We start from the raw sequence: 25,704 nt of genomic DNA, 5'->3' as shown, positions 1-25,704 counted from the left end.
CGGGCTTGGCCGTAACAGAAGAAACGGGCTTGGCCGTAACAGAAAAAAGAGGTGTCAGACATCAGCGGCGGCAAGCTGCCCGCAGGCGCCGTCGATCTCCCGCCCCCGGGTGTCGCGGACCGTCACCGGCACCCCGTGGAACTCCAGCCGCCGCACGAACGCCCGCTCGTCCTCCGGCCGCGAGGCCGTCCACTTCGAGCCCGGCGTCGGGTTGAGCGGGATGAGGTTGACGTGCACCAGCTTGTTGCGCACCAGCTTGCCGAGCAGGTCGGCCCGCCACTCCTGGTCGTTGATGTCCTTGATCAGCGCGTACTCGATCGACACCCGCCGCTTCGTCTTCGCCGCGTACGCCCACGCCGCGTCGAGCACCTCGGAGACCTTCCAGCGCGTGTTGATCGGCACCAGCGTGTCACGCAGCTCGTCGTCCGGCGCGTGCAGCGACAGCGCGAGCGTCACCGGCAGCCCCTCCTCGGCGAGCTTGCCGATCGCCGGCACCAGGCCCACCGTGGACACCGTCACGCCGCGCGCCGAGATGCCGAGCCCGTGCGGCGCCGGATCCACCAGGCGGCGCACCGCCCCGATCACCTGCTTGTAGTTGGCCAGCGGCTCGCCCATGCCCATGAACACGACGTTGCTGACCCGGCCGGGCCCGCCCGGCACCTCACCGGCGGCCAGCGCCCGCGCGCCCGCCACGACCTGCTCGACGATCTCGGCGGTCGACATGTTGCGGGTCAGCCCGGCCTGGCCCGTCGCACAGAACGGGCAGTTCATGCCGCACCCCGCCTGCGACGAGACGCACATCGTGACCCGGTCGGGGTAGCGCATGAGGACCGACTCCACCAGCGCCCCGTCGAACAGCTTCCACAGCGTCTTGCGGGTCGTGCCGCCGTCGGTGGTCAGCTCCTTGACCGGCGTGAGCAGCGACGGCAGCAGCTGCGCGAGCTTGTCCCGCGAGGCCGCGGGCAGGTCGGTCATCGCGGCCACGTCGGTGGTGAGGCGCTCGAAGTAGTGCCGCGAGAGCTGGTCGGCGCGGAACGCCTTCTCCCCCAGCTCGGTGACCGCGGCCCGGCGGTCCGCCATGGACAGGTCGGCCAGGTGCCGGGCGGGCTTGGCCCTGCGCGGCGCGACGAACGTGAGCTGACCTGGCTGCTGGGACACGGGACTGCCTTCTGCTAGAGGGGTTACCGACCAGGGTAGTGAACGCTCGGCGCGCGGGCGTCATTCCGGACGCCTTCCCGCGCGGAACTTCGGCCACCCGAGTGCCTTCAGGCCACAAGGGGCTCCAGGGAACGGCGTCATCGCGATACCGCTCGCCCCCGGGTCCTCCGCCGATCTACAGTCATCTCGTATGGCGATTTTCCGGTCGGCGTCTGGCGAGGGGCGGGCCGAGGTCGTCCTCACCGCCGGCAACCCGTACGGCAGTCGCACGCTCGTGGTCGAGCGCGACGAGGACGCCTCGGTGGCCTACCTGTGCTCGCCCGACGGCGCCGTGCACGGCGCGGTGTGGCTGGCCAACCACCGTCCCGCCCCGCCCGTGGTCGATCTGGCCCGTCTCAACTCCGGCCGGCCGCCGCTGATGCCGCGGCCCGGCACCACTCATCCCGCCGGGCGCGGGCCGCTCGGCCGGCTGTCCGTGCTGTGGTTCGAGGAGGGCGACGGCGTCGCGATCTACGAGGACGACGAACTGCTGGCCGTCATCCCCGGCTGGGCCGACATGAGCAGGGGCATGCCCGGCTACGCCCGCGACGCGGTGGGCGAGTCGCCGTTCGCCTGGGCGCTGGCCGAGGCGCTGGAGGGGCTGGCGCCGCGGATCTCCAACGCCCGCTCGTACTGGCTGTGGCGGCACGCGGAGGGGTCCTGGACGTCGTTCCAGCAGTTCGCGATGAGCCATCTCGACCGGGTGCTCGGCCGCGCCGGCCGCTACTGGGACGCGAGCGGCGAGCGGCTGCCCACGGTCGGCATCACCGAGCGGCCGCCGGACGAGGAGCGGGAGTTCACCGTGCTGTCCACGGTTGGCATGAGCTGCCAGCGCATGCCGACGGTCGAGCAGTGGATCGACAAGCCCGGCGCGTACGCGCGGATCGAGCTGGCCGTGGCGACCCGGGACGACCCGCGGGAGGCGGCGCTGCTGCTCGTCTGGCTGGCGCAGTATCCATGGCACTCGGTCACCTGGCTCGGCCACGGGCACACCGCCAAGTGGTATCACGAGCCGTCCACGTTCCCCCTGGGACCGGGGTACGCGGGGGTGCTCATGCTGGCCGACCCACCCGACATGCCCGATATGTCGGGTTTCACCTTCGGGGGTGAGGCGGTGCGCTGGCTGTGGCTCACGCCCATCACGACCGAGGAACTGGAAGAACACCGCCACTGACGCGGCCGGACGAACCCGCGGGCGCTGGAAGACGCTTGCTGGCGCTGGAGGACGCCGGCTAGAAGAACAGCGCCATGAGCAGCCACACCGGCACGAGCGTGGTCACCAGCGAGTCGAGCCGGTCCATCAGCCCGCCGTGGCCCGGCAGGATCGTGCCGAGGTCCTTGATGCCGAGATCCCGCTTGATCATCGACTCGATGAGATCGCCCACGGTCGCCAGCACGGCGCCCAGCGCGCCGATGAGCGCGCCCTGCCAGATCTGCCCGTCGAGCAGCCAGGTCACCAGCCATCCCCCGACCAGGGTGCAGGCCACGACCGACCCGGCGAGCCCCTCCCAGGTCTTCTTCGGGCTGATCACGGTGAGCTGGTGCCGGCCGAACAGCACTCCGGCGACGTACCCGCCGATGTCGCTGGCCACGGTCACCGCGATGAACACGATCACCCGGTCGCGGCCGTCGCCCGGCGCCAGCAGCAGCGCCACGAACCCGGCCAGCAGCGGCGGGTAGACCAGCAGGAAGACCGAGCCCGTCGCGTCGCGGACGTACCCGGCGGTGCGCCCGGCCGCGCCCTGGCCCTGCTCTCCCTCGCCGTCCCCGCCCGTGAACATCCGCCAGATCAGCACGACGAACACCGACACGACGAACACGCCGAGCAGCCACGCCGGACCGCCCCAGTACGCGCCGGCCTGCATCGCGGCCATCGAGACCAGCACCGGCACGACGGGCACGCGGATGCCGCGGGAGGCGAACGCGCGCGTCATCTCGACCACGCCGATGCCCACCGCCGCCACGACCACGACCAGGAAGAGCTCCTTGATCGTGTAGAGGGTGGCGATGACCAGCGCGCCCAGCCCCACGCCCACCGCGATCGCGGCGGGCAGGTTGCGTCCCGTACGGCTGCCGCCGCTCGGACTGCTGCCAGCCGTACGTTCTTCCACAGAGACTCTCCATAAGCCACGGCCCCCGCCATCGGGCGAGGGCCGTGCGGCGGTCGCCGCTCAGACCTCGAGCAGCTCGGCTTCCTTGTGCTTGAGCAGCTCGTCGATCTTCGCGACGTGCTTCTGCGTCAAGTCGTCCAGCTCCTTCTCGGCGCGCCGGACCTCGTCCTCGCCCGCCTCGCCATCCTTGATCATCTTGTCGAGGATCTCCTTGGCGGAGCGGCGGATGTTGCGCACCGACACCTTGGCGTGCTCGCCCTTGTTGCGGGCCACCTTGATGTACTCCTTGCGGCGCTCCTCCGACAGCTCGGGGAACGTCACACGGATCACCTGGCCGTCGTTACCGGGGTTGACGCCGAGGTCGGAGTCGCGGATCGCCTTCTCGATCGCGGCCATCGAGCCCTTGTCGTAGGGCTGGATGATGACCATGCGGGCCTCGGGCACGTGGAACGAGGCCAGCTGCTGGATCGGGGTGGGCGAACCGTAGTAGTCAGCACTGATCTTGTTGAACATCGAGGGGGTGACACGTCCCGTGCGGATGCCCGCGAAGTCCTCCTTCGCGACCGACACGGCCTTGTCCATCTTCTCCTCGGCTTCGAGGAGGGTTTCGTCGATCACAGCGGCTCCCTGTCTTCTAGCTGGCGGATCGGGCTCGCTCGCTCACTTGCCTGCGGGACTCACCAGCGTGCCGATTTTCTCACCGCGGACCGCTCGCAGGATGTTGCCCTCACCCATGAGATCGAAGACCACGATCGGCAGGTCGTTGTCCTTGCACAGGCTGATGGCGGTCGCGTCCATGACCTGCAGGTCGCGGATCAGCACCTCGCCGTAGTCGAGGTGGTCGAACCGCACCGCGTCCGGGTTCTTGCGCGGGTCGGAGTCGTAGACGCCGTCGACCTGGGTGCCCTTGAGCAGCGCCTCGGCGCCGATCTCCAGGGCTCGCTGGGACGCGGCGGTGTCGGTGGAGAAGAACGGCGAGCCCAGCCCGGCCCCGAAGATCACCACACGGCCCTTCTCCAGGTGCCTGATCGCCCGGCGGGGCAGGAACGGCTCGGCCACCTGCTGCATGGTGATGGCCGTCTGGACACGCGTCTCGACGCCGCGGCGCTCCAGGAAGTCCTGCAGCGCCAGGCAGTTGATGACCGTGCCCAGCATGCCCATGTAGTCGGCGCGGGCCCGGTCGATGCCCTGCTCCGACAGGGCGGCCCCGCGGAACATGTTGCCACCGCCGACCACCACCGCGACCTGCACGCCCTCGCGCACGGCCTCGGCGATGGAGTCGGCCAGGTGGTCGACCACGAGCGGGTCGATCCCCAGCGGGTCGCCGCCGGCGAACGCCTCACCGGACAGCTTCAGCATCACCCGCTTCCAGCGCAGCGGGCTCTGGATCGGGTCGGGATGCGAGGAAGCCGCCGGCGTGGCTGGCTCCTGATTGTCCTGCACGGCGGCGGCCTCCTTCTTAGGCGGTTCGGTGGGCTGAGGGTTCGCTCAAGCCTAAGCCTGACCGACCTTGAAGCGAACGAACGAGAGCACCTCGACGCCGTTCTCGTCGGCGTACTTGCCCACGCTCTTCTTGTTGTCCTTGACGAACGCCTGCTGGAGCAGCGTGAAGTCCTTGTACCAGCCGTTCACGCGGCCCTCGACGATCTTGCCGATGGCGGCCTCGGGCTTGCCCTCCTCGCGGGTCATCTCCTCGAAGAGCTTGCGCTCCTTCTCGACGACCTCGGCCGGGACGGCGGCGGCGTTCAGGTACTGCGGGGCCATCGCGGCGGCGTGCTGCGCGATGTCCTTGGCGACGTCGGCGTTCGGCTTGTCGAGCTGCACGAGCACGCCGACGGCCGGCGGCAGCGCCGGGTCGGTGCGGTGCATGTAGGCGCCGATGTAGCCGCCCTCCAGCACCGCGAAGCGGCGGATCTCGATCTTCTCGCCGAGCGCGGCGTTGGCGATGTCGAGGTGCTCCTTGACGCTCTTGCCGTCGAAGGAGGACTCCAGCAGCGTCGCGACGTCGGCCGGCTTGGTGGCCAGCACGTGGTCGACGACCTGGGCGGCCAGCTCCTGGAAGCGCTCGCCCTTGGCGACGAAGTCGGTCTCGCAGTTGAGCTCGAGCAGCGCGGCGGCGGAGTCGCCGTCCTGCTTGAGGGCGACGAGGCCGTTGGAGGCGGTGCGCGTCTCGCGCTTGCCGACGTCCTTGGCGCCCTTCAGGCGCAGCAGCTCGATGGCGCGGTCGAAGTCGCCCTCGGACTCCTCGAGCGCCTTCTTGCAGTCCATCATGCCGGCAGCGGTGATCTCGCGAAGCCGCTTGACGTCGGCCATGTTCACGGAAGCCATTGCTTTTTCCTCGTGGGATTTCGTCGTGGATCGGATGGGCGCCGGGTCCGGCTCCCACCCTGGGGTGGTACGGCCGGCGCGTGCCGTACGGAAGCTTGGCCTTGCTCGGTGTCTAACCCGAGCCGGTGGCCGCTAACCCGGGCGGCGGGCCCGGTTCCGCGACCTTGTGCGGAGCGATCTGGTGCCGAGCGGTCTCGTGCGGGCCTGGGACCGGTCCGGCCGTGCCCCGGGCGCCGCCCGCGACCGGTGCCGGCCGGGGCCTCCTCGGCGGGTGACCGCCCGAGGCGCCCTCGGCGACGGCCAGTCCGGTGGCGGCGTCCTGGTCGGCGACCTGCCCGGTGACAGCGCCGCCGGTGACGGTCTGCCCGTTGACGGCGTCCCGGTCACCCGCGGCGCTCGATCCCGGACGCCTCGATCCCGAACGTCCCGGTCCTGGACGCCCCGATCTCGGCGCCTCAGTCCCGCTCGCCCCGATCTCGGCGCCTCGTCTCGGTCGCCGCGATTCGGTCGTCCCGGGCCTGGTGCCGCAGGAGGCGTGGATCCTCCCGCGATGCCGCTCCGGACAGGCGCTCACCGGTGGACCACCGATCGGCGCCGCCCCGCCCCGCACCCCGTCCGCCCCGTACAGACGGGCGAGGTGCGGGTCAGGCGGAACCGGTCGGTCAGGCCTGCGGCTGCTCGGTGCCGGCCTCGGCCTCGGCCTCGGCGGCGGCCGGAGCGGCCTCGGTCTCGGCGGCGGCCGGAGCGGCCTCGGTCTCGGTCTCGGCGGCCGGAGCAGCCTCAGCCTCGGCGGCCGGAGCGGCCTCAGCCTCAGCGGCCGGAGCAGCGTCGGCGGGAGCGGCCTCAGCGGCGGCCTCGCCGGAGCCCTGCTCGATGAGCTCGCGCTCCCACTCGGCCAGCGGCTCGGCGGCGGCGGGCTTCTCGTCACCGCGGGCGGCGCCGGAGCGGGCCATCAGACCGGCGGCGACACCGTCGGCGACGACCCGGGTCAGCAGGCCGACGGCGCGGATCGCGTCGTCGTTGCCGGGGATCGGGTAGTCGACCTCGTCGGGGTCGCAGTTGGTGTCGAGGATCGCGACGACAGGGATGCCAAGCTTCTTGGCCTCGCTGATCGCGATGTGCTCCTTCTTGGTGTCGACGACCCACACGGCGCTGGGCACGCGGCCCATGTCGCGGATGCCGCCGAGCGTGCGCTCCAGCTTGTCCTTCTCACGGCGGCGCATGAGGAGCTCCTTCTTGGTGAGCCCCGAGCCCGCGACGTTGTCGAAGTCGAGCTCCTCCAGCTCCTTCAGGCGCTGGAGCCTCTTGTGCACGGTGGAGAAGTTGGTGAGCATGCCACCCAGCCAGCGCTGGTTGACGTACGGCATGCCGACGCGGGCGGCCTGCTCGGAGATGGCCTCCTGAGCCTGCTTCTTCGTGCCGATGAAGAGGATCGTGCCGCCGTGGGCGACGGTCTCCTTGACGAAGTCGTACGCGCGGTCGATGTAGGACAGCGACTTCTGCAGGTCGATGATGTAGATGCCGTTGCGCTCGGTGAAGATGAAGCGCTTCATCTTCGGGTTCCAGCGGCGGGTCTGGTGACCGAAGTGAACGCCGCTCTCGAGCAGCTGTCGCATGGTGACGACGGGGGCCATCTGCTGGTCCTCCAGGTCAGGGCGCCCGGCAGGCAGGCGCGATTCTCGGTTGTGACGCGGCGGCCGAACGGCCACCGCCCTGATGCCCCGGACCGCGCCAGCCGGGCCTGAGCCCGGACCGATGGTGCGATCCGTGACGGGGCATGCGAAGTCGGCCTGTGGTGACAGGCCACCGGAAAGTCTACCTTGGACGCCACCCCGGCCTGACCGCTCCCGGTCAACCGCGGCGCCTCGGGTCAGGTCGTGTCGTGGTCCTCCGTGGGCAGGCCCGGCACCGGCCTGCGCGCGTGGGCGAAGAGGTTGACCTGCGCCTCCGCGACCCGGGCCCCGGGCGGGGCGGCGTCGGGCGGGCGGTGGCGGGCCATGTACGGCTGCAGGAGCCTGTCGATCTCCTGGGCGAGCCGGGCCAGCTCCGCGGCGTCGACCCGGAGGATGGTCCGCCCGAAATGGGTGGCCTCACGCCATTCGTCGGACTCCTGGTCGAGGCCGGCCAGCGCCCGCCGCGCCTCCTCGTCCGCCTCCTTGCGGAACGCCTGGATGAGCAGGTCCTTGGCCTCCCGCACCTCGGGCCGGTCGTCGGGAAGCCGGCCGACGGCGAAGCTCTTGTCCGCCGCCTTCCACAGGCGCTCCCTGCCGTCCCCGCGGGGCGGGGCGTCCTCCACGAACCCGTACTTCGCCAGCATGCGCAGGTGGTAGCTCGCCGCGCTCGGCGTGATGCCCGCCTCCTCGGCGACGTCGGTGGCCGTGACGCTGCCGCCGGCGCCGAGCCGGCTGAGGATCGCCAGCCGCGCGGGATGGGCCAGAGCCCGCATCGCCTTGGGGTCGCTGAGGCTCTCCTTCTCCCGCGTCATGCGCCCAAGGTACCCGGATCCCGACGTGAAGCATTGCCTTCACAACTCTGAAGCATTACTTTCATACTTTATGAAGCGTTCCCTTCACACCTCCGCTGCCGTGATACCGCTCCGCAGGCAGCGCGACTACCGCTTACTGTGGGGCGCCCGCACCGTGTCGATCACCGGCTCGGAAGTGTCGAAGCTGGCCATCCCCCTCACCGCGGTCACGCTCCTCACGGCCTCCCCAGCCGAGATGGGGCTCCTCACGGCCGCCGCCTCGGTGCCCGCCCTGGTGTTCGGCCTCCAGGCCGGCGCGATCGCCGACCGGCTCACCCGGCACCGGCCCGCCATGATCGCCTGCGAGGTGGTGTCCGGTCTGGCTGCGGCGACCATCCCGCTGGCCTGGCTGCTGGGAATCCTGAACACGCCATGGCTGATCGCCGTCGCGCTCGTCGTGGGAACGGCGGCGGTGATGTTCAAGGCCGCGAACTTCCCCCACCTGGCCGTCGTCGTCTCCCCCGCCCAGCGCACCGAGGCGATGGCCGGGCTGCAGGCGTCCTACTCCGTCGCCACGGTCGCGGGCCCGGGCCTGGCGGGCCTGCTCGTGCAGGTCCTCACGGCCCCGCTCGCCGTACTGGCCGAGGCCCTGTCGTTCCTGGCGTCGGCGCTGCTGCTGCGCTCCATCCGCACCCCGGACCGCCACGAACCGGCCCGGTCACAGGGCATGTGGCGCGACGTGGTCGAAGGACTCCGCGTCAGCGGGACCAACCCGGTGCTGCGCGCGCTCCTCGGCGCCGGCGTCACGATCAACTTCTTCGCGATGACGTACGTCGCGGTGCACATGCTGTACATGGTCAACACCCTGGGCATCCCCAAGGGGCTCATCGGGGCCCTGATCGCCTGCAGCGGCCTCGGCGGCCTGCTCGGCACCTGGATCACCACCCGCGTCGCCGGCCGCTTCGGCGAGAACCGCGTGCTGCTGGTGTCCGTGCTGTTCTTCCCGCTGGAGATCCTGGTCGTCGGCCTGCTGGGCGGCCCGCTCTGGTGGAAGGTCGGGGTGCTCGCCGTGACGGGGACGCTCACCGGCGCCATCGTGGTCGCGTTCTCCACCTGCATGGGCGCCATCACGCTCCGGGAGGCCACACCGGAGCTGCGTGGCCGCGTCAACGCCACGATGACCTTCGCGGTGCAGGGAGTCATGGCGCTCGGCGGCCTGGCGGGCGGCCTCCTGGCGGAGTGGCTGGGCCTCCGCGCGGTGATCCTCGTCTCGGCTGCGGGCATAGCACTCAGCAGCCTGTGGATCTGGGTCTCCCCCTTGCGCCCGGGCCGCGTCGCGCGCCATGACACGCCCTCACCCGAACGAGTTCCCTGAACGAGACCCACGTGCTCGACCGTGGCCGTGCCGTCGGCGCACGGCCTGAACCGCGACCATGGGCTTGGTCGCGATCCCCACTCCCTGGCCCTGGCCCCCACTTCCCGGCCCCCACCACCGCGCCTTGACCTCGACCCTCACTCCCCGGCCCCCACCACCGCGCCTTGACCTCGACCCTCACTCCCCGGCCCCCACCACCGCGCCCTAGCCTCGCACTCCCCGGCTCCCACCACCGCGACCTCGTCTCGATCACCGCGCCTGGCCTCGTCCTCCACTCCCTCGCCTCGAGGACCACTCCCTGGTCTCGACCTCCGCTCCCCCTGTGGACAACGCCTCCCCATCCACAGAACCGCGTTCGCCTTCCCACACCCGCTCAGGCTCCGGCGAGACTGCCCGGCATGCCGACCACCCCCCACGCTCCCGCCCGCATCTCTCCTCCGCACAGGTTCCCCTCGCCCCTACGCACGTTCCACGACAGGCGCTGCCCACCTCTACCCAGCGCCCACCTCAACGGATCCCGCCCACCTCAACCCGCAACCCACCTGAACAGTTCGCGCCCACCGCTACCCAAGGCTCACCCGAACAGCTCCCGCCCAGCGCTACCCAAGGCCCACCCGAACAGCTCCCGCCCAGCGCTACCCAAGGCCCACCCGAACAGCTCCCGCTCCCTCTCCGGTGGGGCGGCTGCGATGCTGCTCCTGCTCGTCGTCGTGGCATTCATCCCGTTGCTGCCTGCATCGCCCGCGGCAGCAGCTCCTGCGGTGTGGCGCTGGCCCGTGGAGGGCCGCCCGAGGATCGTGCGCCCGTTCGCCCCGCCCCGCGAACGCTGGCTGGCCGGCCATCGCGGCATCGACCTCGCCGCCCCGCCCGCGACACCTGTGCTGGCGGCCGGCGCCGGCACCGTGCGTTACGCCGGCCGACTCGCAGGCCGAGGCGTGGTGTCCGTCGAGCATCCCGGCGGCCTGCGCACCACGTACCTCCCGGTCGCCCCCTCGGTGCGCCGCGGCCAGCGCGTCTCGCCAGGAGACCGGCTCGGAACGCTGGAGGAATCGGCAGGCCACTGCGCAGAGTCATGTTTGCACTGGGGCCTCATCAGACCGCCGCGCTACCTGGATCCCCTTCTCCTGTTGGGACAGGCCCGCATCCGCCTACTCCCGTTCTGGACCCCGGAGCCGAGGATCGACGAAGCAGGGCCGCTGGACGACCTGCTTCCCGGGCCCAGCGGAGCGTCGCTCGCGTCGCCGGGCGTGGAGGCAGGAGGCAGGCCCACAGACTCGCTCATCACCGCGCCCTCCACCGCCCCGCCGCCGACGTCGTCACCATGGGCCACGCCCAAGGTCCCGGCGACACCCCCTGAGCCCCCAGCGGCACATGAGACGCACGACATCGTCCCCGCAGGGTATGTCGCCAATTCGGCCGAGCGCCCCACCCCACGGACAACGGAACCTCATCAACCGATGGTTCCTGCCCCGAGAATGATCGCGAGCGCGAGAACCACACGCCACACCTGGACGGACGACCATGCTCAGGCCCAAGGCCACGATGTGGCCCGAGTCGGCCGCCGCGACGCCCGCGCCGAAGAAGAACGGCAAAGCGACGACACCGCTGCCGTCGCTGCCGTCGCTGTCAGACCTGACATCCCGACGAGCAGCACGTCACCGCTACCGATGCAGCACCCAGACCTTCTCCTCACCGCCCTGACAAGCCCTCTGCCATGCGCGTCACCAGAAGCCTCCCCCAGGACGCCAAGCTCCGCATACACCGTGTGGTCACTACGGTTCCCTCACGGCCCAGCCGCAGCCCCCGCAGCCGGCGCCTTGGGCACGGCCACAATCCTGGCCGGCCTGCTCCTGGTCATACTCCTGCGCCACCGCAAACCGCGGAGCCGCCGGATCAAACCCAAACCGAGGTGCCAGCCGGTACGAGGTGTCCACCGAAAGCGCCCACGCTCACCAAGAAACGCGGCGGACAGCAGACGCACCTCCAAGGAACGGGACAGACAGCAGACACAGCTCTAGCGAACGGGACGGGCATCAGACGCAGCGCTGAGGAACGGGACGGACACCAGACGCAACTCAACTGACCCTCGACACAATGCCCCGGACCAACACCAAACCCCGACCCCAAGGTGGTCGCCCAGGAGCACACCCGCGCCGCCTTCCCGCTCACCAGCCAGGCCAGCCAACGGCCCAGCACAGGCAGGAAGCTCAGGCCGTCCGGCGGCCCGACACAGACAGGAAGCTCAGACCAGCCAACCGCCCAGCACAGGCAGAAAGCTCAGACCAGCCAACCGCCCAGCACAGGCAGAAAGCTCAGACCAGCCAGTGCGGAATAACCGCCGAGCGCGCAACCACCACCTGGCGCCACCTGAACCAGCACTTCAAGAGAGTCAAGCGCGGGGATGAGCCTGCCGATATGCGGCGCGCAGCCGGTCGATCGAGACGTGGGTGTAGATCTGTGTGGTGTTGAGTGACGCGTGCCCGAGCAGCTCCTGGACGCTGCGCAGGTCGGCGCCTCCCTCCAGAAGGTGGGTGGCCGCGCTGTGTCTCAGCCCGTGCGGGCTGAGGTCGGGCGAGCCCTCCACTGTCCTCAGCCGTCCGTGTACGGCTCGGCGCACGGTGCCGGCATCGATCCTGCCGCCTCGGATTCCCAGGAACAGCGCGGGGCCCGAGTGCGGGTGAATCCAGAGGGGGCGGCCATGGATGCACCATCGGTCCAGCGCCCGCAGGGCCGGCACCCCGAAAGGCACCGAACGCTCCTTCCGCCCCTTTCCGAGCACGCGGATGACGTTGCGGTCGCGGTCCACGTCATCCACGTCCAACGCGCACAGCTCGCTCACCCGAACGCCGGTCGCGTACAGCAGCTCCAGCATCGCCTGATCTCGGAGCTCCTTGGGGTCGCCGGTGGTGGGCAGATCCAGGGCGGCTCTCGCCTGCTCCTGGTCAAGCACGGCGGGCAAGGTACGAGGCGCCTTGGCGCTGCCCAGCAAAAGGCCGGGGTCGTCCGGCAACCACCCGCGGCGATGGCAGTAGGCCGTGAACGTGCGGGCGCATGCGGTCCGCCGCGCCAGCGTCGCACGCGCCTTTCCCTCCGCGTGCTGCTCGGCCAGCCACTCCCGCAGCGTGGCGATGTCAAGCCGGTCCAGCCGCCCGTCCAGGTGTGCCATCAGTGAAGCGAGGTCGGACAGATAGGCCCTGACCGTATGCGGCGAGAGATCTCGCTCAAGGCGCAGGTACCTGTCGAACTCATGGACCACCTGCTCCAGGTCCGCTGCCTGACTCACTTCACCCCTTCCTTGTCACATCCGTCGCATCGACCGCTTTGATACCCATCATCGCCCGCCGCTGCCCGCTATGAGCCATTACTCACCTGCCAGGCAGCCGAAGACCTTCGTCTTCAAGCAACTTCGCCAGTATCGGAGCGCGAGGCAGTGCGGCCTCACGTCACCGACGTGAATCTCATGGAGGACGCGCGGTCTCATTGCGGTGCCTGCGGTCGTGTGTCACTTGAGCGGTCCCAGCTCGCCGCATCCGGGCATGGGCGGCAGCTTGCGCGAAACGACGTCGACATGGCCCGGTCCGGGTCCGCCTCCCCAGACGTGAGCCGCTCGATATTCCTGTCGCGGTCGCAGTCGCAGTCGCGACATCCCGCTTTCAGGAAGGAGTGATCAGCAGTTCTTCTCGTTACGAGGTGCGGCGAGGACTCCAGTAACGCATATGTCGTGAGCCATCGACCAGACGGGCCAATGAGCGCTTCTGCCATCGACAACTCGATGAAGGCGTCCGTGCCCAAGGAATCCGCTCACCCACACACCCCCGGAAGGGCGGCATCCACCAGGCCCCCAGACCACCCATCACGGCCCCACGGAGAGCAAGTCAGCGACCAGAGACCCAGCAAGCCCCCCCGCCTCCGGCGACTCGATGAAGGCGACCGCGTCCAAGGAATCCGCTCACCCACACACCCCGCGGAAGAGCGGCATCCACCAGGCCCCGAAAGCACTCCAAACCACCTAGCACGACCCCACAAACAGCAAGTCAACGACCAGACGACCCAGCAAACGACCAGACGTTCCAGCAAACACCTCAGCCACCGACAGCTCAACAAAGGCACGCACACCCAAAGAATCCCCCCACCCACACCGGGAAGAGCGGCATCCCCCCAGGCCCCGACACCACTCCAAACCACCTAACACGACCCCACAAACAGCAAGTCAACGACCAGACGACCCAGCAAACGCCTCCGCCTCCGCCTCCGGCGGATCGATGAAGGCGTCTGCGCCTGAGGAATCAATCGGGTCAGGGAGCATGGCGTCCGACTTGCGGTATGAGGCTGATGCCGGGCGGCGGAGGCGCCAGCCTTTCTCCACGCGTTCCACGTAGCCTGCGGCTGCGAGGCCGCCCAGGGCGCTCAGTGTCGCGTCCAGGGATACGCTGGCGGACAGCGCGATGGAAGCCGGTCCGGTCCCGCCTCTGGACGGGACGGCGTCCAGCACCTTGCGGGTCACCTCGTTCAGGGCGTCGCGCGGAACGGCCGGGCCCCGGGCGCAGGGGGCGAGGTCACCGCCGATCGTGCCCACCAGATCGATCACCTCCTCGGGTGTGGTGACGCAGGTCGCCTTGCGTTCGCGGAGGAGCCGGTGGCATCCGGCGGACATCATGGATGTCACCGGTCCTGGCACGGCGGCGAGGTGGCGGTTCAGGGTGAGGGCATGGGCGGCGGTGTTGAGGGCCCCGCTGCGCAGCGCCGCCTCGACGACGACGGTGCCCCGGGACAGCGCGGCGATCAGGCGGTTGCGGATCAGGAACCGGGCACGTGTGGGGTGCACGCCGGGCGGGCACTCGCTGACGATCACACCCTGCTCTCGGGCAGCGGCGAACAGCTCGTGATGCCCGCGCGGGTACGCGACGTCGACCCCGCAGGCCAGGACCACGACCGTCGGCGAGTCCGATGCCAGGACCCCTCGGTGCGCCGCGCCGTCCACGCCGTAAGCGCCGCCGGAGACCACGGTCCAGCCTTCCTCCCCGAGGCCGAGGCCGAACTCCGCGGCCACGTGCAGCCCGTACGGAGTAGCCGAGCGGGCGCCGACGATGGCCACGGACCGCAGGCACGAGAATCTGAGGTCCACCGAGCCGTGCAGCCACAGACCGAGCGGCCGGGCGGCGCCGAGTTGGTCGAGCTGCGTGGGCCATTCCGGACTCCCGGGCACGATCAGCCGGGCTCCGAGCCGCTCGCCGGTCGCCAGGTCGGCCGCCGGATCCGCCGCCGCCAGCCGGGCATGCCAGATACTCAAGCGCTGATCGAGCTTGGCGGGAAGCCGGCTGGGGCCCTGTCGCTGAGCCTGGGCCAGAGCTTGGGCTTGGGCTTGGGCCAGAGCTTGGGCTTGGGCTTGGGCCAGAGCTTGGGCTTGGGTCTGGGCTTGGGCTTGGGTCTGGGCTTGGGCTTGGGCCAGAGCTTGGGCTTGGGTCTGGGCTTGGGCTTGGGCCTCCTGTGCGACGAAGTCGGGGGGAAGCTTTCGTTCGCGGATCAATTGGACGGCCTTGAGGGCGCCGCAGTGGGCCACGAGGCGGCCCATTGTCGCGTCGCCCGCATCGGCGGCGCGCATGAGCGCGGCCCTGGCCACGAGTTCAGCACTGTTCATGGTCGTGGGTGTGTCTTTCGGTCGCGTTCTGGTTCTGCTCTGTCCGGTGGCGTCCGCCTTGCCTCTGTGGTCTTTCTCGTCTGTGGCGCCCCTCCTGTTCGCGGCTTCTTCTGGCTGTTCACTCTCTGCCTTCTCTCTTCTGCGTTGTCCGTCGTCGATGCACCTTTGGGGTCCTGTGTCGAGGCGTCGGTCATGAGTTCAGTCCCATCCAGAGGGCCAGGGCCGTGCCGGTCTCGTCTGGGCCCGGTTTGGGTTTCCCGGCGAGGTCGGCGAGGGTCCAGGCGACCCGGACGACGCGGTCGAGGCCCCGGGCGCTGAGCGTGCCCGAGTCGAGGCAGGACGAGACCTGCTTCATCGCCTCGTCGCTGGGGCGGTAGTCGGCGTGCAGCGCCGAGGACGGGATATCGGCATTCGTACGCCATGGGGTGCCGGACAGGCGTTCGGCCGCTCGCTCGCGGGCGGTGAGGACGCGGGCCGCCACCGTCTTGCTCGACTCGACGAACTGGCGGTCGGCCATCAGCTCGCGCCGCGACGAACGCGACACGGTGACCTTCATGTCGATGCGGTCGATGAGCGGGCCGGAGAGGCGGCCGAGGTAGCGGCGTCTGACCGTGGGCGTGCACGTGCAGCTGTCGCCCTTGTCCTGGGGCTGGGCGCAGGGACAAGGGTTGGCGGCCATGACCATGATGAACCGCGCCGGGAACGTGACCGCCCCGGCCGCCCGGGACACCGTCACCTGGCCGGATTCCAGGGGCTGGCGCAACGCGTCGAGCACATGCCGCGGGAACTCCGGGGCCTCGTCCATGAACAGCACTCCCCGGTGAGCCAGGGAGACGGCTCCCGGGCGCACGACGGCGCTGCCGCCGCCCACGATCGCCGCGGACGTGGCCGTGTGGTGCGGGCTCACGAACGGCGGCCTGTTGATCATGGGACTGTTGGGCGGCAGGACACCGGCGACGGAATGGATGGCCGTCACCTCCAGCGCGTGGTCGAGCTCCAGATCCGGCAGAAGGGTCGGCAGGCGCTCGGCCAGCAGGGTCTTGCCTGTGCCCGGCGGGCCGAGCATCCAGAGGTTGTGACCTCCGGCCGCGCAGACCTCCAGGGCCCGGCGGGCGACAGGCTGGCCGACCACGTCCGACAGGTCCACGGCCGGGGCGATCGTGGGCGGCATCTGTTCCGTCAGGTCGAACGGCAGAGACTCGGGCGGGTCGTCGCCCTTGCGCAGCCACTCCACGAGCTGTCGCAGGTCGGACACCGGCATGATCCTCACGTCGGGCACCAGGGCGGCCTCCGCCGCGTTGGCCGCGGGGATCACGACGGTGACCTCGCCGTGCTTGGCGGCGCCGAGAACGGAGGGCAGCACGCCGCGCACGGGCCTGAGCCGTCCGTCGAGGCCGAGCTCGCCCAGGAAGAACGGCTCGGCGATGCGCTCGGCCGGGATCACACCCGCGGCACCGAGGATCGCGACGGCGATGGCCAGGTCGAACTGGCTCCCTCGCTTCGGAAGGCTGGCCGGGAAGAGGCTCACCGTGATGCGAGCGTCCGGCCACGGATAATGACTGTTGACCATGGCGGAACGGACCCGTTCCCGGGCCTCGCTCAGCGCCGTGTCGGGCAGGCCGATGAGGTGGATCCCGGCCAGGCCGTTGCCCACGTCGGCCTCGACCTCCACGCTGCGGCCGGTCACGCCGACCAATGCCACGCTGCGGGTACGTGCCACCGCCATCTAGATCGCCCCCCGGACGTGGCGAAGGGAGTAGTCGCCGGCGAAGCGCTCCAGCGCGATCACGTCGACCCGTACCGTCTGGAACGTGCGTGGCTGGGTGGTCAGCCACTGGGCGGCCAGCATGCGCAGCCGGCTCAGCTTGGCCGGGCGTACGGACTCCAGGGCGGTGCCGTGGGAGCGGCTCGATCGGGTCTTGACCTCGACCACCACCAGGGCGGGGCCGTCCTCGGCGATGATGTCGATCTCGCCGTGGCGGCAGCGCCAGTTGCGGTCGAGGATCTCCATGCCCGCGGATGTGAGGTAGTCGACGGCGAGTTGTTCGCCGCGCCGGGCGAGCTGTTGTCTTGCGTGGCCGAGCCCCTGTCCCTGAGTGGCCGCATCGCGGCCTACGTGTGCATCGCGGCTTGCGGGGGCATGCGTCGCGGGAGCGTGGGTCGCGGAAGCGTGTGGCGCGGGAGCACGCGTCGCGGTTGCGAGTCTCGCGTGGTCGCCTGTCGTGCGGGCTTGTCGCGTCGGCTTCTGCGTCGCAGGCTCGGGACTTGCGGGTACGGGTTGTGTGGGCCTCCTGGGCTCGCGCTCGTCCAGCCCCTGCCTTGCGGGGGCTCGGGGCGCGAGGTTACGTCTTCCGGGCTCGTTGATCGTGGCCATGTGGCAGCACCTCCGGGCACCGACTTTCGTGGATGCGGAGGGTCGTTCTGAGGGCCGAACGGGGTTCTGGGGATGGGGGGTGGGGGGGGGCGAGCGGCTGTGGATAACGAGGGTTGCCCTGTGGTGCGCATGGTCACGGTCTTGTACGGGCGCCGCCGCCCTCGTACGGGCATAGGGCATAGGACATGTGGGCCGCGGACGGACGCGACCGACAACGCGCGCAGACGCCCCACGCGAAAGGCCGCGAACGAACGCCCCACACGCGCCCCGGACGCGCCCCCGAACGCGCTCCCAAAGGCGCTCCGCAAACACCCCCAGCAATGCGAAAGGGGCGCCCCGACAGGACGCCCCTGAAGTCACCGGCCGCCGCCCCCACCCCCGTCCCACAGGGGCTGCGTGCCGTTCCTCCGGTCGGTCAGCCGGAGAAGCCCTCCTTCGGCATCTCCAGGTCGGCCTTGGCGAGTTCCTCGACGTTGACGTCCTTGAACGTGACCACGCGGACGTTCTTCACGAACCGCGCGGGCCGGTACATGTCCCACACCCACGCGTCCTGCATCTTCACATCGAAGAAGACGTCCCCGTTCTCCGCCGTGCGGACGTCGAGATCGACCGAGTTGGTCAGGTAGAAGCGTCGCTCCGTCTCCACGACGTAGGTGAACAACCCGACGACATCGCGGTATTCGCGGTAAAGCTGCAGCTCCATCTCGGTTTCGTACTTCTCGAGATCTTCTGCGCTCATCGCGGTCCTCCTGTCGTACCGGTCCCCCGGCGTGCCCTGTCAGGCAACCCCGGCCCCCATTTCATTCTCGCCCATCTCCCTGGCCACCGTGACGAACGAGTATCGGTGGTGCGAGCACGGGCCGTGCGTCTCCAGCGCCCTGCGATGGCCGGGCGTGACATAGCCCTTGTGTTCGGCGAACCCGTACATCGGGAACTCGCCGTCCAGATCCACCATCATCCGGTCCCTGGTCACCTTGGCCACGATCGACGCGGCCGCCACGCAGGCGGCCACCTGGTCCCCCTTCCACACGGCCAGCGACGGCGCCGGCAGTCCCGGAACCGGGAAGCCGTCGGTCAGGATGTACTCCGGGTCACAGCTCAACCGCGCGACGGCGCGCCGCATTCCGGAGACGTTGCTCTTGTGCAGGCCGCGCGCGTCGATCTCGGCGGGCGGGATGACGACCACACCCACGTCGGCGACCTTGACGATCTGCTCGTAGAGCCGTTCGCGTACGGCCGGCGACAGCAGCTTCGAGTCGCCGAGCCCGTCGACCTGTTTGCGCAGGACGACCGCGGCGACGACCAGCGGTCCGGCGCAGGCTCCCCGGCCTGCCTCGTCGACTCCCGCGATCGGGGTCAGGCCGCGGCGCGCGAGCGCCCTCTCGTAGGCGTACAGTCCGGAGTCGCGCCGGACGACGCTGGGCCGGGGGCGGAACGCAACTGTCATGACAAGAGGCAGCGTACGCCCCAATGGCCGCGAACCGCGACTGGAACCCCAGCCCTACTTGACCTTGTCGAAGGTCTCGGGCTTGGTGAAGATCAGCCCGCGGGACAGCGGCCAGTAGCGGACCACCGCCTTGCCGATCACCGCGTCCTCCGAGATGAAGCCGCCTCCGGGCTCGCCCACATGGGCGCGCGAGTCACGCGAGTTGCTGCGGTGGTCGCCCATCAGCCAGAGCTTGCCCGGCGGCACCGTGTACTTGAACGACTCGTCGGAGGGGTAGTCGCCCGGATACAGGTAGGACGACTCGTCGAGGGGGGTGCCGTTGACCGTGATACGCCTCTTGGAGTCGCAGCAGACCACCTTGTCGCCGCCGACGCCGATGACCCGCTTGATGGTGTCCTCGTTGCCGTCGGCGTCCCAGCCCTTGAAGACGACGATGTCGCCCCGCTCGGGCTTTCCGGCGAGCTTGTTGACGAAGACCCGGTCGTCGATGTGCAGGGTGTTCTCCATCGACCCGGACGGGATGTAGAACGACCCGACCACGAACTGCTGGAGCAGCAGGGCGATGCCCACGCCGAGGATCAGCAGGAGGACGGTCTCGCGGAAGGTGCCCTTCTTCTTGGGCTTGTCGCGCTCGGCGTCCGGCTTCTTGATGCCGACCATCAAGGTCTCCAGGGGTGTTCGGCGCCGTCCGCGCGGCGCGGTCGACGAAGCCGGGGGCCGCCGGGCAGCCATCGCCGACGGATCAGGAGCAGGGGGCCGGCCAGCGCGAAGCCCGCGGCCAGCGGGACGGAGTCGCCCAGCGGAACGGGCGCGCCCATCGCGTGCAGGGCCGGCTGGGAGAAGGTGGCGGGGATGTCGAGCGTCCCGGCGCGGGAGAACGGCCACACGATGACGAACGCCCGTCCGATGACCTGGCCCACGGGAATGGAGCCGCCGCCCGGGTCGCCCGTGTGGGACCGGGAGTCCAGCGAGACGGACCGGTGATCGCCCATCACCCACAGGCGCCCTTCGGGCACCGTGATGTCGAAGCCGTTGTCCGAGGGCTGGTTGCCTGGGTACAGGTAGCTCTCTTCGTCGATCGGGACGCCGTTGACCGTGATGCGGTGCTTGTCGTCGCAGCACTTGACGTGGTCGCCGCCGACGCCGATGACCCGCTTGATGTAGTCCTTCTCGCCGGGGACCACGCCGAACGCGGTGCCGACCCAGCGGAAGAAGGCGGCGACCGGGTTGGACGGCTCCTCCATCTGGAACTCGCCGTCCCAGGAGTCGACGCCGGAGAAGACCACCACGTCGCCGCGCTCGATGTCGCGCGTGTGGTAGACGATCTTGTTGACCAGGACCCGGTCGTTCTTGAGGAGGGTGTTCTCCATCGACTCGGACGGGATGTAGAAAGCCTGGACCACGAACGTCTTGATGATCAGGGCCAAGACCAGCGCCACGACGACAAGGACGGGGAGCTCCTTCCAAAAGGAACCCTTCTTGTCCTTTTTGCCGTCTTTTGCCGGCTTCTGCGTCTCTTCCGCGACCACGTCCACCTCGTCCTCGACAGGGCGGCGCGACGCGCCGTGCTCCTGGCTCTCGCTAGTCATCGCTGACGAGCCTAGATGATGCACCGGCTCGACAAGCCCCGACCGAGGCTACACCCGCGCCCGAGTCGCTCCGCATAAAGGGAACGCCCCGGTAAAGCCAAATGGCCCGCGCAGAACGCGGGCCACGGGCTCAACCAAGGGTCACTTGGCGGGGGTCGCCTCGCGCTTCTCGCGGATGCGGGCGGCCTTGCCGCGAAGGTCACGCATGTAGTAAAGCTTCGCCCGGCGGACGTCACCGCGGGTCACGAGAACGATCTTCTCGATGACCGGGCTGTGCACCGGGAAGGTGCGCTCGACGCCGACGCCGTAGCTGACCTTGCGGACCGTGAAGGTCTCGCGGGCGCCGCTGCCCTGGCGGCGCAGCACGAAGCCCTTGAAGACCTGGATACGGGAGCGGTTGCCTTCGACGACGCGCACGTGCACCTCGAGCGTGTCACCGGGACGGAAGTCCGGTACGTCGCTGCGCAGGGTCGTCTTCTCGAGCTCCTGGATCTTCGTGTGCATGAGAACTGTCCTCAAGTCTCGTGAGCACGCGGAGGTCCACCCGGCCGGGGCTCGCGGCGGACGCGCTTGCTGATGTGATGAACCCGGGAGCCTCTCCCGGGCATGGCAGACCAACCACATGGTGGTCGGCGACGCTTCAGTTTGCCATATCTTCCGGTCCGACGCGAAACGCCAGCTCGTCGAGCAGCTTCCGATCGTGCTTGTCGAGCGTCTCGGGGTCGATCGCCGCCGCCAGTTCGGGCCGGTTGGCGACGGTACGGCGCAGCGCCTCGTCGCGGCGCCACCGGGCGATCCTCCCGTGGTGGCCGGACAGGAGCACCTCCGGGACCTCGTGACCGCGCCACACCGGCGGCTTGGTGTAGACGGGGCCTTCGAGCAGGTTGCGCATGGCGCCAGGGGCGAAGGAGTCGTCGACGGCCGAGTGGACGTTGCCGAGCACGCCGGGCAGCAGCCTGCCGACCGCCTCGACCATGACGAGCACGGCCACCTCGCCGCCGGCCAGCACGTAGTCGCCGATGCTCAGCTCGTCCACGCGCATCCGGGCGCCGTACTCGCGCATGACCCGCGAGTCGATGCCCTCGTAGCGGCCGCACGCGAACAGCAGCCACGGCTCGGCCGCGAGCTCCTGGGCGATCTCCTGGGTGAACGGCCGCCCGCTGGGCGTCGGCACGATGATCCGCGGGGTCGCCGGGGCCGCGGGGCCGCCGGTGGCCGGAGCCGTGGGGCCCGGAGCCGCGGAGCCGCCGGTGGCCGGAGCCCCAGGGCTGCCGGTGGGCGGGGCGTCGGTCGGCGACGCGTCGGCGGCCGGACCGTTGGCGGCCGCGCCGTCGGCGATGATCGCGTCGATGGCCTCGCCCCACACCTCGGGCTTCATGACCATGCCCGGGCCGCCGCCGTACGGGGTGTCGTCGACGGTCTTGTGGACGTCGTGCGTCCAGTCGCGTAGCTGGTGGACCCGTACGTCGAGGGTGCCGCGCTCGCGCGCCTTGCCGATGAGCGAGACGTCGAGGGGCGAGAAGTACTCGGGGAAGATCGAGACGATGTCGAGCCGCATGCCCGGGGACGTGCGCTCGCCGCGCGGTCCGGCCGTCATGCCAGCAGCCCCTCGGGCGGGTCGATCACCAGCCGGCCGCCGCGCACGTCCACCTCGGGCACGAGCTCCCGGACGAACGGGACGAGCGCGTCGTCCTGCCCGGCACGGCGGATGACGAGGAGGTCCTGGCCGTGGTGGAGGACGTCGGTGACCTCGCCGACCGGCTCCCCGGAGGTCGTGACCACCGCGAGCCCGATCAGCTCGTGGTCGTGGAACTCGTCGGGGTCGTCACTCGGCTCCACGTCGGCGGAGTCGATGACGAGCATGATGCCGCGCAGGCTCTCGGCCGTGTCGCGGTCGTCGACGCCGGCGAAGCGGACCAGCAGGACGTCCTTGTGCCAGCGGCGGCCCTCGATGACGAGCGGCCCCCTGCCGGCGGGGTCGGTCGCGACCGACGCGCCGACGGCGAAGCGCAGCTCGGGATCGTCGGTGCGCACCTCCACGGTCACGTCACCACGGATGCCGTGCGGGCGGCCTATCCGGCCGACGACGAGCTGCACGTGTACCTGCCTTCTCTCACGCGAGCGCCCTCATCGGAACGAGACCGATGAGGGCGCGAAGTCCTGACGCTAACGGACTGCTTCGTCCAGGTCGAGCAGATCGACCCGCACGTACTTCCCGTCGGCCAGGGCGTTCACCACGGTGCGCAACGCCTTGGCGGTGCGCCCGCCGCGACCGATGACCTTGCCCAGGTCCTCGGGGTGCACCCGGACCTCCAGGACGCGCCCGCTGCGGATGCGGCGTGCGCGGACCCGGACATCGTCGGGATGTTCGACGATGCCCTTCACGAGGTGCTCGAGAGCCTCCTCGAGCACGTCAGCCCTCGCCCTCGGTCGGGGTCTCGGCGGCGGCCTCGGCGTCGTCCTTCTTCTTGGACTTCTTCGGCGTGGTGGCGGTCGTGCCGGTGTCGCCACCGGACAGGGCCTCCTTGGCCGCGGCCTCGTAGAGCGCGTGGCGGTCGGCCGCCGGCTCGGCGACCTTCAGCGGCGCCGGGGCGGGCTCGCCCTTGAACTTCTGCCAGTCACCGGTGAGCTTGAGCAGCTTCATCACCGGCTCGGTCGGCTGCGCGCCGACACCGAGCCAGTAGGCCGCGCGCTCGGCGTCGACCTCGATGCGCGAAGGGTTCTCCTTCGGGTGGTACAGGCCGATCTCCTCGATCGCCCGGCCGTCACGCTTGGTGCGGCTGTCGGCGACGACGATACGGTACTGAGCGTTGCGGATCATGCCGAGCCGCTTGAGCTTGATCTTGACTGCCACGGGTGTGGTCTCTCCTGCTTCAGAGCGTGGGTGAACGACGCCTCGCCGAGTGGGGCACGGCTGGACGATCGCTCCAGGGACAGGCGTGGCCGCCAGGAGGTGAGAGGGCACCCGACTGGTCACGGTGTTCCAACATGTCATTCTGCCAGATCCCAGACACTGCCAGCGACGCGACGCGCGCATCCGGCCTCATCCGGCCGCAGTTCGCGCGCCTGTCCGGCGCCTGCTGGGACTCTCTTGGGAGAGCCTTTGCGGGCGGCTGGCGTCCTTCCCGGAGTCGCCGCCGGGCTGACGCTCAGCCTCCTTCCCGGCGTGACGGTCGAAGTCGCCGCCGCGCTGCCCCTCAGCGTCCTCTCCGGGTGAGGGTCAAGTCTTCTCAGGGTGACGGGCGGGTCCTTCGCGCGTTGACGGTTGCGGTCACCTTGGGAGGGCGGTTGCGGTCGTCCCCCAGTGACACCGCGTGACGGCTCGGGACGTGGTGCGCGCCGGCCCGAAGGGACGCGCCCCGGAGACCCGCCGGGAGAAGACGCCCCGACACAGCGACGCCGCCCCCGGTACGGTCACGGGGGCGGCGTCGGCGGGTCACTTCTGGCGCGGCGGCAGGTTGAGCTTGCTCGGGTCGAAGCCCGGCGGGAGCTCCATGCCCGGCGGCAGCTTGCCGGCGCCCAGGTTGCCCAGCAGGCCGCCGGGCGTGGGAGCGGCGGGCGGCGCGTCGTCGGCCTGGGCCTTGCCGAGTGCGGCCTTGCGCGGGTCGCCGCTGACCCGGCGCCCCTTCTTGGCCTTCTTCTGCGCCTTGGCGGCCTTGCCCCTGCCCCCCGGCATGCCGGGCAGGCCCATGCCTCCGGCCACGCGCTTCATCATCTTCTGGGCCTCGAAGAAGCGGGTGACGAGGTTGCTGACGGCCGTGACGGTCACGCCGGAGCCCGCGGCGATGCGGGCGCGCCGCGAGCCGTTGATGATCTTCGGGTCCTGGCGCTCGGCCGGGGTCATCGAGCGGATGATGGCGGCGATGCGGTCGAGGTCGCGGTCGTCGATGGAGTTGAGCTGGTCGCGCATCTGCCCCATGCCGGGCATCATGCCGAGCAGGTTCTTGATGGGGCCCATCTTCTGGACCATCATCATCTGCTCGAGGAAGTCCTCGAGGGTGAAGTTCTCGCCCGAGGTGAGCTTGCCCGCCATCTTGGCGGCCTGCTCCTCGTCGTAGGTCTTCTGGACCTGCTCGATGAGGGTGAGGATGTCACCCATGTCGAGGATGCGGGACGCCATCCGGTCGGGGTGGAAGGCGTCGAAGTCCTCGAGCTTCTCGCCGGTGGAGGCGAACATGATCGGCCGGCCGGTGATGTGCCGGACCGAGAGGGCGGCGCCACCCCGGGCGTCGCCGTCGAGCTTGGTGAGGACGACCCCGTCGAAGCCGACGCCCTCCATGAACGCCTGGGCGGTGGTGACCGCGTCCTGACCGATCATGGCGTCGACCACGAACAGGACCTCGTCGGGCGTGACCGCGGCCCGGATGTCGGCGGCCTGCTTCATCATCTCCTGGTCGATGCCGAGGCGGCCGGCCGTGTCGATGATGACGATGTCGTGCTGCAGGCGCCGCGCCTCGTCGATGGAGCGGCGGGCCACCTCGACGGGGTCGCCGACGCCGCTGCCGGGCTCGGGGGCGTAGACGGCGACCTGCGCCCGCTCGCCGACGACCTGGAGCTGCTGGACGGCGTTGGGCCGCTGGAGGTCGGCGGCGACCAGCATGGGCGCGTGGCCCTGCTCGCGCAGCCAGCGGGCGAGCTTGCCCGCCAGGGTGGTCTTTCCGGCGCCCTGGAGGCCGGCGAGCATGATCACGGTCGGCGGCGTCTTCGCGAAGCGGAGCCTGCGGGTCTCACCGCCGAGGATCTCGATCAGCTCGTCATTGACGATCTTGACGACCTGCTGCGCCGGGTTGAGCGCCTGGGAGACCTCGGCGCTGCGGGCGCGCTCCTTGACCTGGGCGACGAATGCCTTCACCACAGGCAGCGCGACGTCCGCCTCGAGCAGCGCGATGCGGATCTCGCGGGTGGTGGCGTCGATGTCGGCGTCGGACAGCCGACCCTTGGATCGGAGGGAGGAGAAGACCGATGTCAGCCGGTCGGAAAGCGTCTCGAACACGTGGTTGGCCAGTCCTCGAAGCGAATGTAGGTCTGAACTCAGCCTAGCCGCTCCGTCAGCCGCTCCAGCCTGGGACGGCCATCCGCACCGTCAACGCGTGCTCCACCAGATTGATCAACGCGCTCTTGACCGAGTCCTTCGACCGCGCGTCCAACCGCACCAACGGAATATGCGCCGACAACGTCAAC

At 70.1% G+C, this 25,704-nt stretch carries 24 protein-coding genes; 3 read left to right on the top strand and 21 right to left on the bottom strand.

Translation table 11 applies throughout. The features are described from left to right. Nucleotides 1-54 precede the first annotated feature (54 nt). Nucleotides 55-1,158, bottom strand: coding sequence for a 23S rRNA (adenine(2503)-C(2))-methyltransferase RlmN (gene rlmN, locus HTZ77_RS42195; protein ID WP_175595408.1), 1,104 nt, complete (start codon nucleotides 1,156-1,158; stop codon nucleotides 55-57). A 190-nt stretch (nucleotides 1,159-1,348) separates the two neighbouring features. Between rlmN and HTZ77_RS42190 the strand changes: the two genes are divergently transcribed. Next, nucleotides 1,349-2,371 (top strand): suppressor of fused domain protein, encoded by a 1,023-nt coding sequence (locus tag HTZ77_RS42190; protein ID WP_175595407.1) that lies wholly within the window; start codon nucleotides 1,349-1,351, stop codon nucleotides 2,369-2,371. A 58-nt stretch (nucleotides 2,372-2,429) separates the two neighbouring features. Here the strand turns inward: HTZ77_RS42190 and HTZ77_RS42185 are convergent, their stop codons facing one another. The 6 genes from HTZ77_RS42185 to HTZ77_RS42160 form a co-directional block, all read right to left on the bottom strand. Further along, nucleotides 2,430-3,308, bottom strand: coding sequence for a phosphatidate cytidylyltransferase (locus HTZ77_RS42185; RefSeq protein WP_328809089.1), 879 nt, complete (start codon nucleotides 3,306-3,308; stop codon nucleotides 2,430-2,432). Between the two features lie 60 nt (nucleotides 3,309-3,368). Continuing rightward, on the bottom strand, nucleotides 3,369-3,926 hold the full coding sequence (gene frr / locus HTZ77_RS42180) for a ribosome recycling factor (RefSeq protein WP_175595406.1): 558 nt from the start codon (nucleotides 3,924-3,926) through the stop codon (nucleotides 3,369-3,371). A 42-nt stretch (nucleotides 3,927-3,968) separates the two neighbouring features. Further along, nucleotides 3,969-4,667 carry a UMP kinase gene (gene pyrH / locus HTZ77_RS42175; protein WP_217709034.1) on the bottom strand — a complete coding sequence of 233 codons (699 nt, stop codon included), beginning with the start codon at nucleotides 4,665-4,667 and terminating at the stop codon, nucleotides 3,969-3,971. A gap of 135 nt (nucleotides 4,668-4,802) precedes the next feature. After that, complete coding sequence (gene tsf / locus HTZ77_RS42170) at nucleotides 4,803-5,636, bottom strand: translation elongation factor Ts (protein WP_175595405.1); 834 nt, start codon at nucleotides 5,634-5,636, stop codon at nucleotides 4,803-4,805. Nucleotides 5,637-6,298: 662 nt separating this feature from the next. Beyond that, nucleotides 6,299-7,270 (bottom strand): 30S ribosomal protein S2, encoded by a 972-nt coding sequence (rpsB, locus tag HTZ77_RS42165; protein WP_175595404.1) that lies wholly within the window; start codon nucleotides 7,268-7,270, stop codon nucleotides 6,299-6,301. A gap of 236 nt (nucleotides 7,271-7,506) precedes the next feature. Continuing rightward, nucleotides 7,507-8,121: an ArsR/SmtB family transcription factor gene (locus tag HTZ77_RS42160; protein WP_175595403.1), complete on the bottom strand. Its 615-nt coding sequence runs from the start codon at nucleotides 8,119-8,121 to the stop codon at nucleotides 7,507-7,509. Between the two features lie 70 nt (nucleotides 8,122-8,191). On the opposite strand from HTZ77_RS42160, the gene HTZ77_RS42155 reads away from it, so the two are divergent. Together HTZ77_RS42155 and HTZ77_RS48895 are read left to right on the top strand one after the other, a co-directional pair. Further along, nucleotides 8,192-9,475 carry an MFS transporter gene (locus HTZ77_RS42155; RefSeq protein WP_175595402.1) on the top strand — a complete coding sequence of 428 codons (1,284 nt, stop codon included), beginning with the start codon at nucleotides 8,192-8,194 and terminating at the stop codon, nucleotides 9,473-9,475. 398 nt (nucleotides 9,476-9,873) lie between these two features. Then, complete coding sequence (locus HTZ77_RS48895) at nucleotides 9,874-11,493, top strand: M23 family metallopeptidase (protein ID WP_407940646.1); 1,620 nt, start codon at nucleotides 9,874-9,876, stop codon at nucleotides 11,491-11,493. A 371-nt stretch (nucleotides 11,494-11,864) separates the two neighbouring features. On the opposite strand, the gene HTZ77_RS42145 is transcribed toward HTZ77_RS48895, so the two are convergent. From HTZ77_RS42145 to ffh, 14 genes are all read right to left on the bottom strand, one after another. Beyond that, a complete protein-coding gene (locus HTZ77_RS42145; protein WP_328809088.1) occupies nucleotides 11,865-12,758 on the bottom strand; it encodes a tyrosine recombinase XerC in 894 nt (297 codons plus the stop codon). Between the two features lie 927 nt (nucleotides 12,759-13,685). Next, nucleotides 13,686-15,113 (bottom strand): DNA-processing protein DprA, encoded by a 1,428-nt coding sequence (dprA, locus tag HTZ77_RS42140; protein ID WP_235995999.1) that lies wholly within the window; start codon nucleotides 15,111-15,113, stop codon nucleotides 13,686-13,688. A 190-nt stretch (nucleotides 15,114-15,303) separates the two neighbouring features. Then, nucleotides 15,304-16,839, bottom strand: coding sequence for a YifB family Mg chelatase-like AAA ATPase (locus HTZ77_RS42135; protein ID WP_175595400.1), 1,536 nt, complete (start codon nucleotides 16,837-16,839; stop codon nucleotides 15,304-15,306). After that, on the bottom strand, nucleotides 16,840-17,487 hold the full coding sequence (locus HTZ77_RS42130; RefSeq protein WP_175595399.1) for a YraN family protein: 648 nt from the start codon (nucleotides 17,485-17,487) through the stop codon (nucleotides 16,840-16,842). A 415-nt stretch (nucleotides 17,488-17,902) separates the two neighbouring features. Continuing rightward, nucleotides 17,903-18,226, bottom strand: coding sequence for a DUF2469 domain-containing protein (locus tag HTZ77_RS42125; protein ID WP_026215037.1), 324 nt, complete (start codon nucleotides 18,224-18,226; stop codon nucleotides 17,903-17,905). Between the two features lie 39 nt (nucleotides 18,227-18,265). Beyond that, nucleotides 18,266-18,934 carry a ribonuclease HII gene (locus HTZ77_RS42120; protein ID WP_175595398.1) on the bottom strand — a complete coding sequence of 223 codons (669 nt, stop codon included), beginning with the start codon at nucleotides 18,932-18,934 and terminating at the stop codon, nucleotides 18,266-18,268. Between the two features lie 54 nt (nucleotides 18,935-18,988). After that, nucleotides 18,989-19,594: a signal peptidase I gene (gene lepB, locus HTZ77_RS42115; RefSeq protein WP_175595397.1), complete on the bottom strand. Its 606-nt coding sequence runs from the start codon at nucleotides 19,592-19,594 to the stop codon at nucleotides 18,989-18,991. Next, entirely contained in the window at nucleotides 19,594-20,523 is a 930-nt protein-coding gene (gene lepB, locus HTZ77_RS42110; RefSeq protein ID WP_175595396.1) for a signal peptidase I, read from the bottom strand. Before lepB (HTZ77_RS42110) ends, lepB (HTZ77_RS42115) begins: the two co-directional genes overlap by 1 nt. A 141-nt stretch (nucleotides 20,524-20,664) precedes the next feature. Next, entirely contained in the window at nucleotides 20,665-21,027 is a 363-nt protein-coding gene (gene rplS / locus HTZ77_RS42105) for a 50S ribosomal protein L19 (protein ID WP_175595395.1), read from the bottom strand. Between the two features lie 136 nt (nucleotides 21,028-21,163). Continuing rightward, nucleotides 21,164-22,081, bottom strand: coding sequence for a tRNA (guanosine(37)-N1)-methyltransferase TrmD (gene trmD / locus HTZ77_RS42100; RefSeq protein WP_175595458.1), 918 nt, complete (start codon nucleotides 22,079-22,081; stop codon nucleotides 21,164-21,166). A 35-nt stretch (nucleotides 22,082-22,116) separates the two neighbouring features. Beyond that, the gene (gene rimM, locus HTZ77_RS42095) at nucleotides 22,117-22,620 is read right to left on the bottom strand and encodes a ribosome maturation factor RimM (RefSeq protein WP_175595394.1); all 504 of its coding nucleotides are present in this window, start codon (nucleotides 22,618-22,620) and stop codon (nucleotides 22,117-22,119) included. Between the two features lie 69 nt (nucleotides 22,621-22,689). Next, nucleotides 22,690-22,935: an RNA-binding protein gene (locus HTZ77_RS42090; RefSeq protein ID WP_020546537.1), complete on the bottom strand. Its 246-nt coding sequence runs from the start codon at nucleotides 22,933-22,935 to the stop codon at nucleotides 22,690-22,692. Between the two features lies 1 nt (nucleotide 22,936). Next, entirely contained in the window at nucleotides 22,937-23,377 is a 441-nt protein-coding gene (rpsP, locus tag HTZ77_RS42085) for a 30S ribosomal protein S16 (RefSeq protein WP_175595393.1), read from the bottom strand. A 582-nt stretch (nucleotides 23,378-23,959) separates the two neighbouring features. After that, nucleotides 23,960-25,516, bottom strand: coding sequence for a signal recognition particle protein (gene ffh, locus HTZ77_RS42080; protein ID WP_175595392.1), 1,557 nt, complete (start codon nucleotides 25,514-25,516; stop codon nucleotides 23,960-23,962). Nucleotides 25,517-25,704: the final 188 nt, after the last annotated feature.

Source organism: Nonomuraea montanisoli (assembly GCF_013363975.1).
GTDB lineage: Bacteria > Actinomycetota > Actinomycetes > Streptosporangiales > Streptosporangiaceae > Nonomuraea > Nonomuraea montanisoli.
The sequence above is the reverse complement of the archived record's forward strand: the minus strand, read 5'-3'. Positions and strand labels throughout refer to the sequence as shown.

Excerpts from the sequence above, each read along its gene's own strand:
- dprA (WP_235995999.1), bottom strand. The coding sequence starts at position 15,113 with ATGAACAGTGCTGAACTCGTGGCCAGGGCCGCGCTCATGCGCGCCGCC.
- HTZ77_RS42160 (WP_175595403.1), bottom strand. The coding sequence starts at position 8,121 with ATGACGCGGGAGAAGGAGAGCCTCAGCGACCCCAAGGCGATGCGGGCT.
- HTZ77_RS48895 (WP_407940646.1), top strand. The coding sequence starts at position 9,874 with ATGCCGACCACCCCCCACGCTCCCGCCCGCATCTCTCCTCCGCACAGG.
- trmD (WP_175595458.1), bottom strand. The coding sequence starts at position 22,081 with ATGCGGCTCGACATCGTCTCGATCTTCCCCGAGTACTTCTCGCCCCTC.
- tsf (WP_175595405.1), bottom strand. The coding sequence starts at position 5,636 with ATGGCTTCCGTGAACATGGCCGACGTCAAGCGGCTTCGCGAGATCACC.
- HTZ77_RS42155 (WP_175595402.1), top strand. The coding sequence starts at position 8,192 with ATGAAGCGTTCCCTTCACACCTCCGCTGCCGTGATACCGCTCCGCAGG.
- HTZ77_RS42125 (WP_026215037.1), bottom strand. The coding sequence starts at position 18,226 with ATGAGCGCAGAAGATCTCGAGAAGTACGAAACCGAGATGGAGCTGCAG.
- lepB (WP_175595397.1), bottom strand. The coding sequence starts at position 19,594 with ATGGTCGGCATCAAGAAGCCGGACGCCGAGCGCGACAAGCCCAAGAAG.
- HTZ77_RS42120 (WP_175595398.1), bottom strand. The coding sequence starts at position 18,934 with ATGACAGTTGCGTTCCGCCCCCGGCCCAGCGTCGTCCGGCGCGACTCC.
- HTZ77_RS42130 (WP_175595399.1), bottom strand. The coding sequence starts at position 17,487 with ATGGCCACGATCAACGAGCCCGGAAGACGTAACCTCGCGCCCCGAGCC.
- HTZ77_RS42135 (WP_175595400.1), bottom strand. The coding sequence starts at position 16,839 with ATGGCGGTGGCACGTACCCGCAGCGTGGCATTGGTCGGCGTGACCGGC.
- lepB (WP_175595396.1), bottom strand. The coding sequence starts at position 20,523 with ATGACTAGCGAGAGCCAGGAGCACGGCGCGTCGCGCCGCCCTGTCGAG.
- pyrH (WP_217709034.1), bottom strand. The coding sequence starts at position 4,667 with ATGCTGAAGCTGTCCGGTGAGGCGTTCGCCGGCGGCGACCCGCTGGGG.
- rpsB (WP_175595404.1), bottom strand. The coding sequence starts at position 7,270 with ATGGCCCCCGTCGTCACCATGCGACAGCTGCTCGAGAGCGGCGTTCAC.
- rplS (WP_175595395.1), bottom strand. The coding sequence starts at position 21,027 with ATGCACACGAAGATCCAGGAGCTCGAGAAGACGACCCTGCGCAGCGAC.
- HTZ77_RS42190 (WP_175595407.1), top strand. The coding sequence starts at position 1,349 with ATGGCGATTTTCCGGTCGGCGTCTGGCGAGGGGCGGGCCGAGGTCGTC.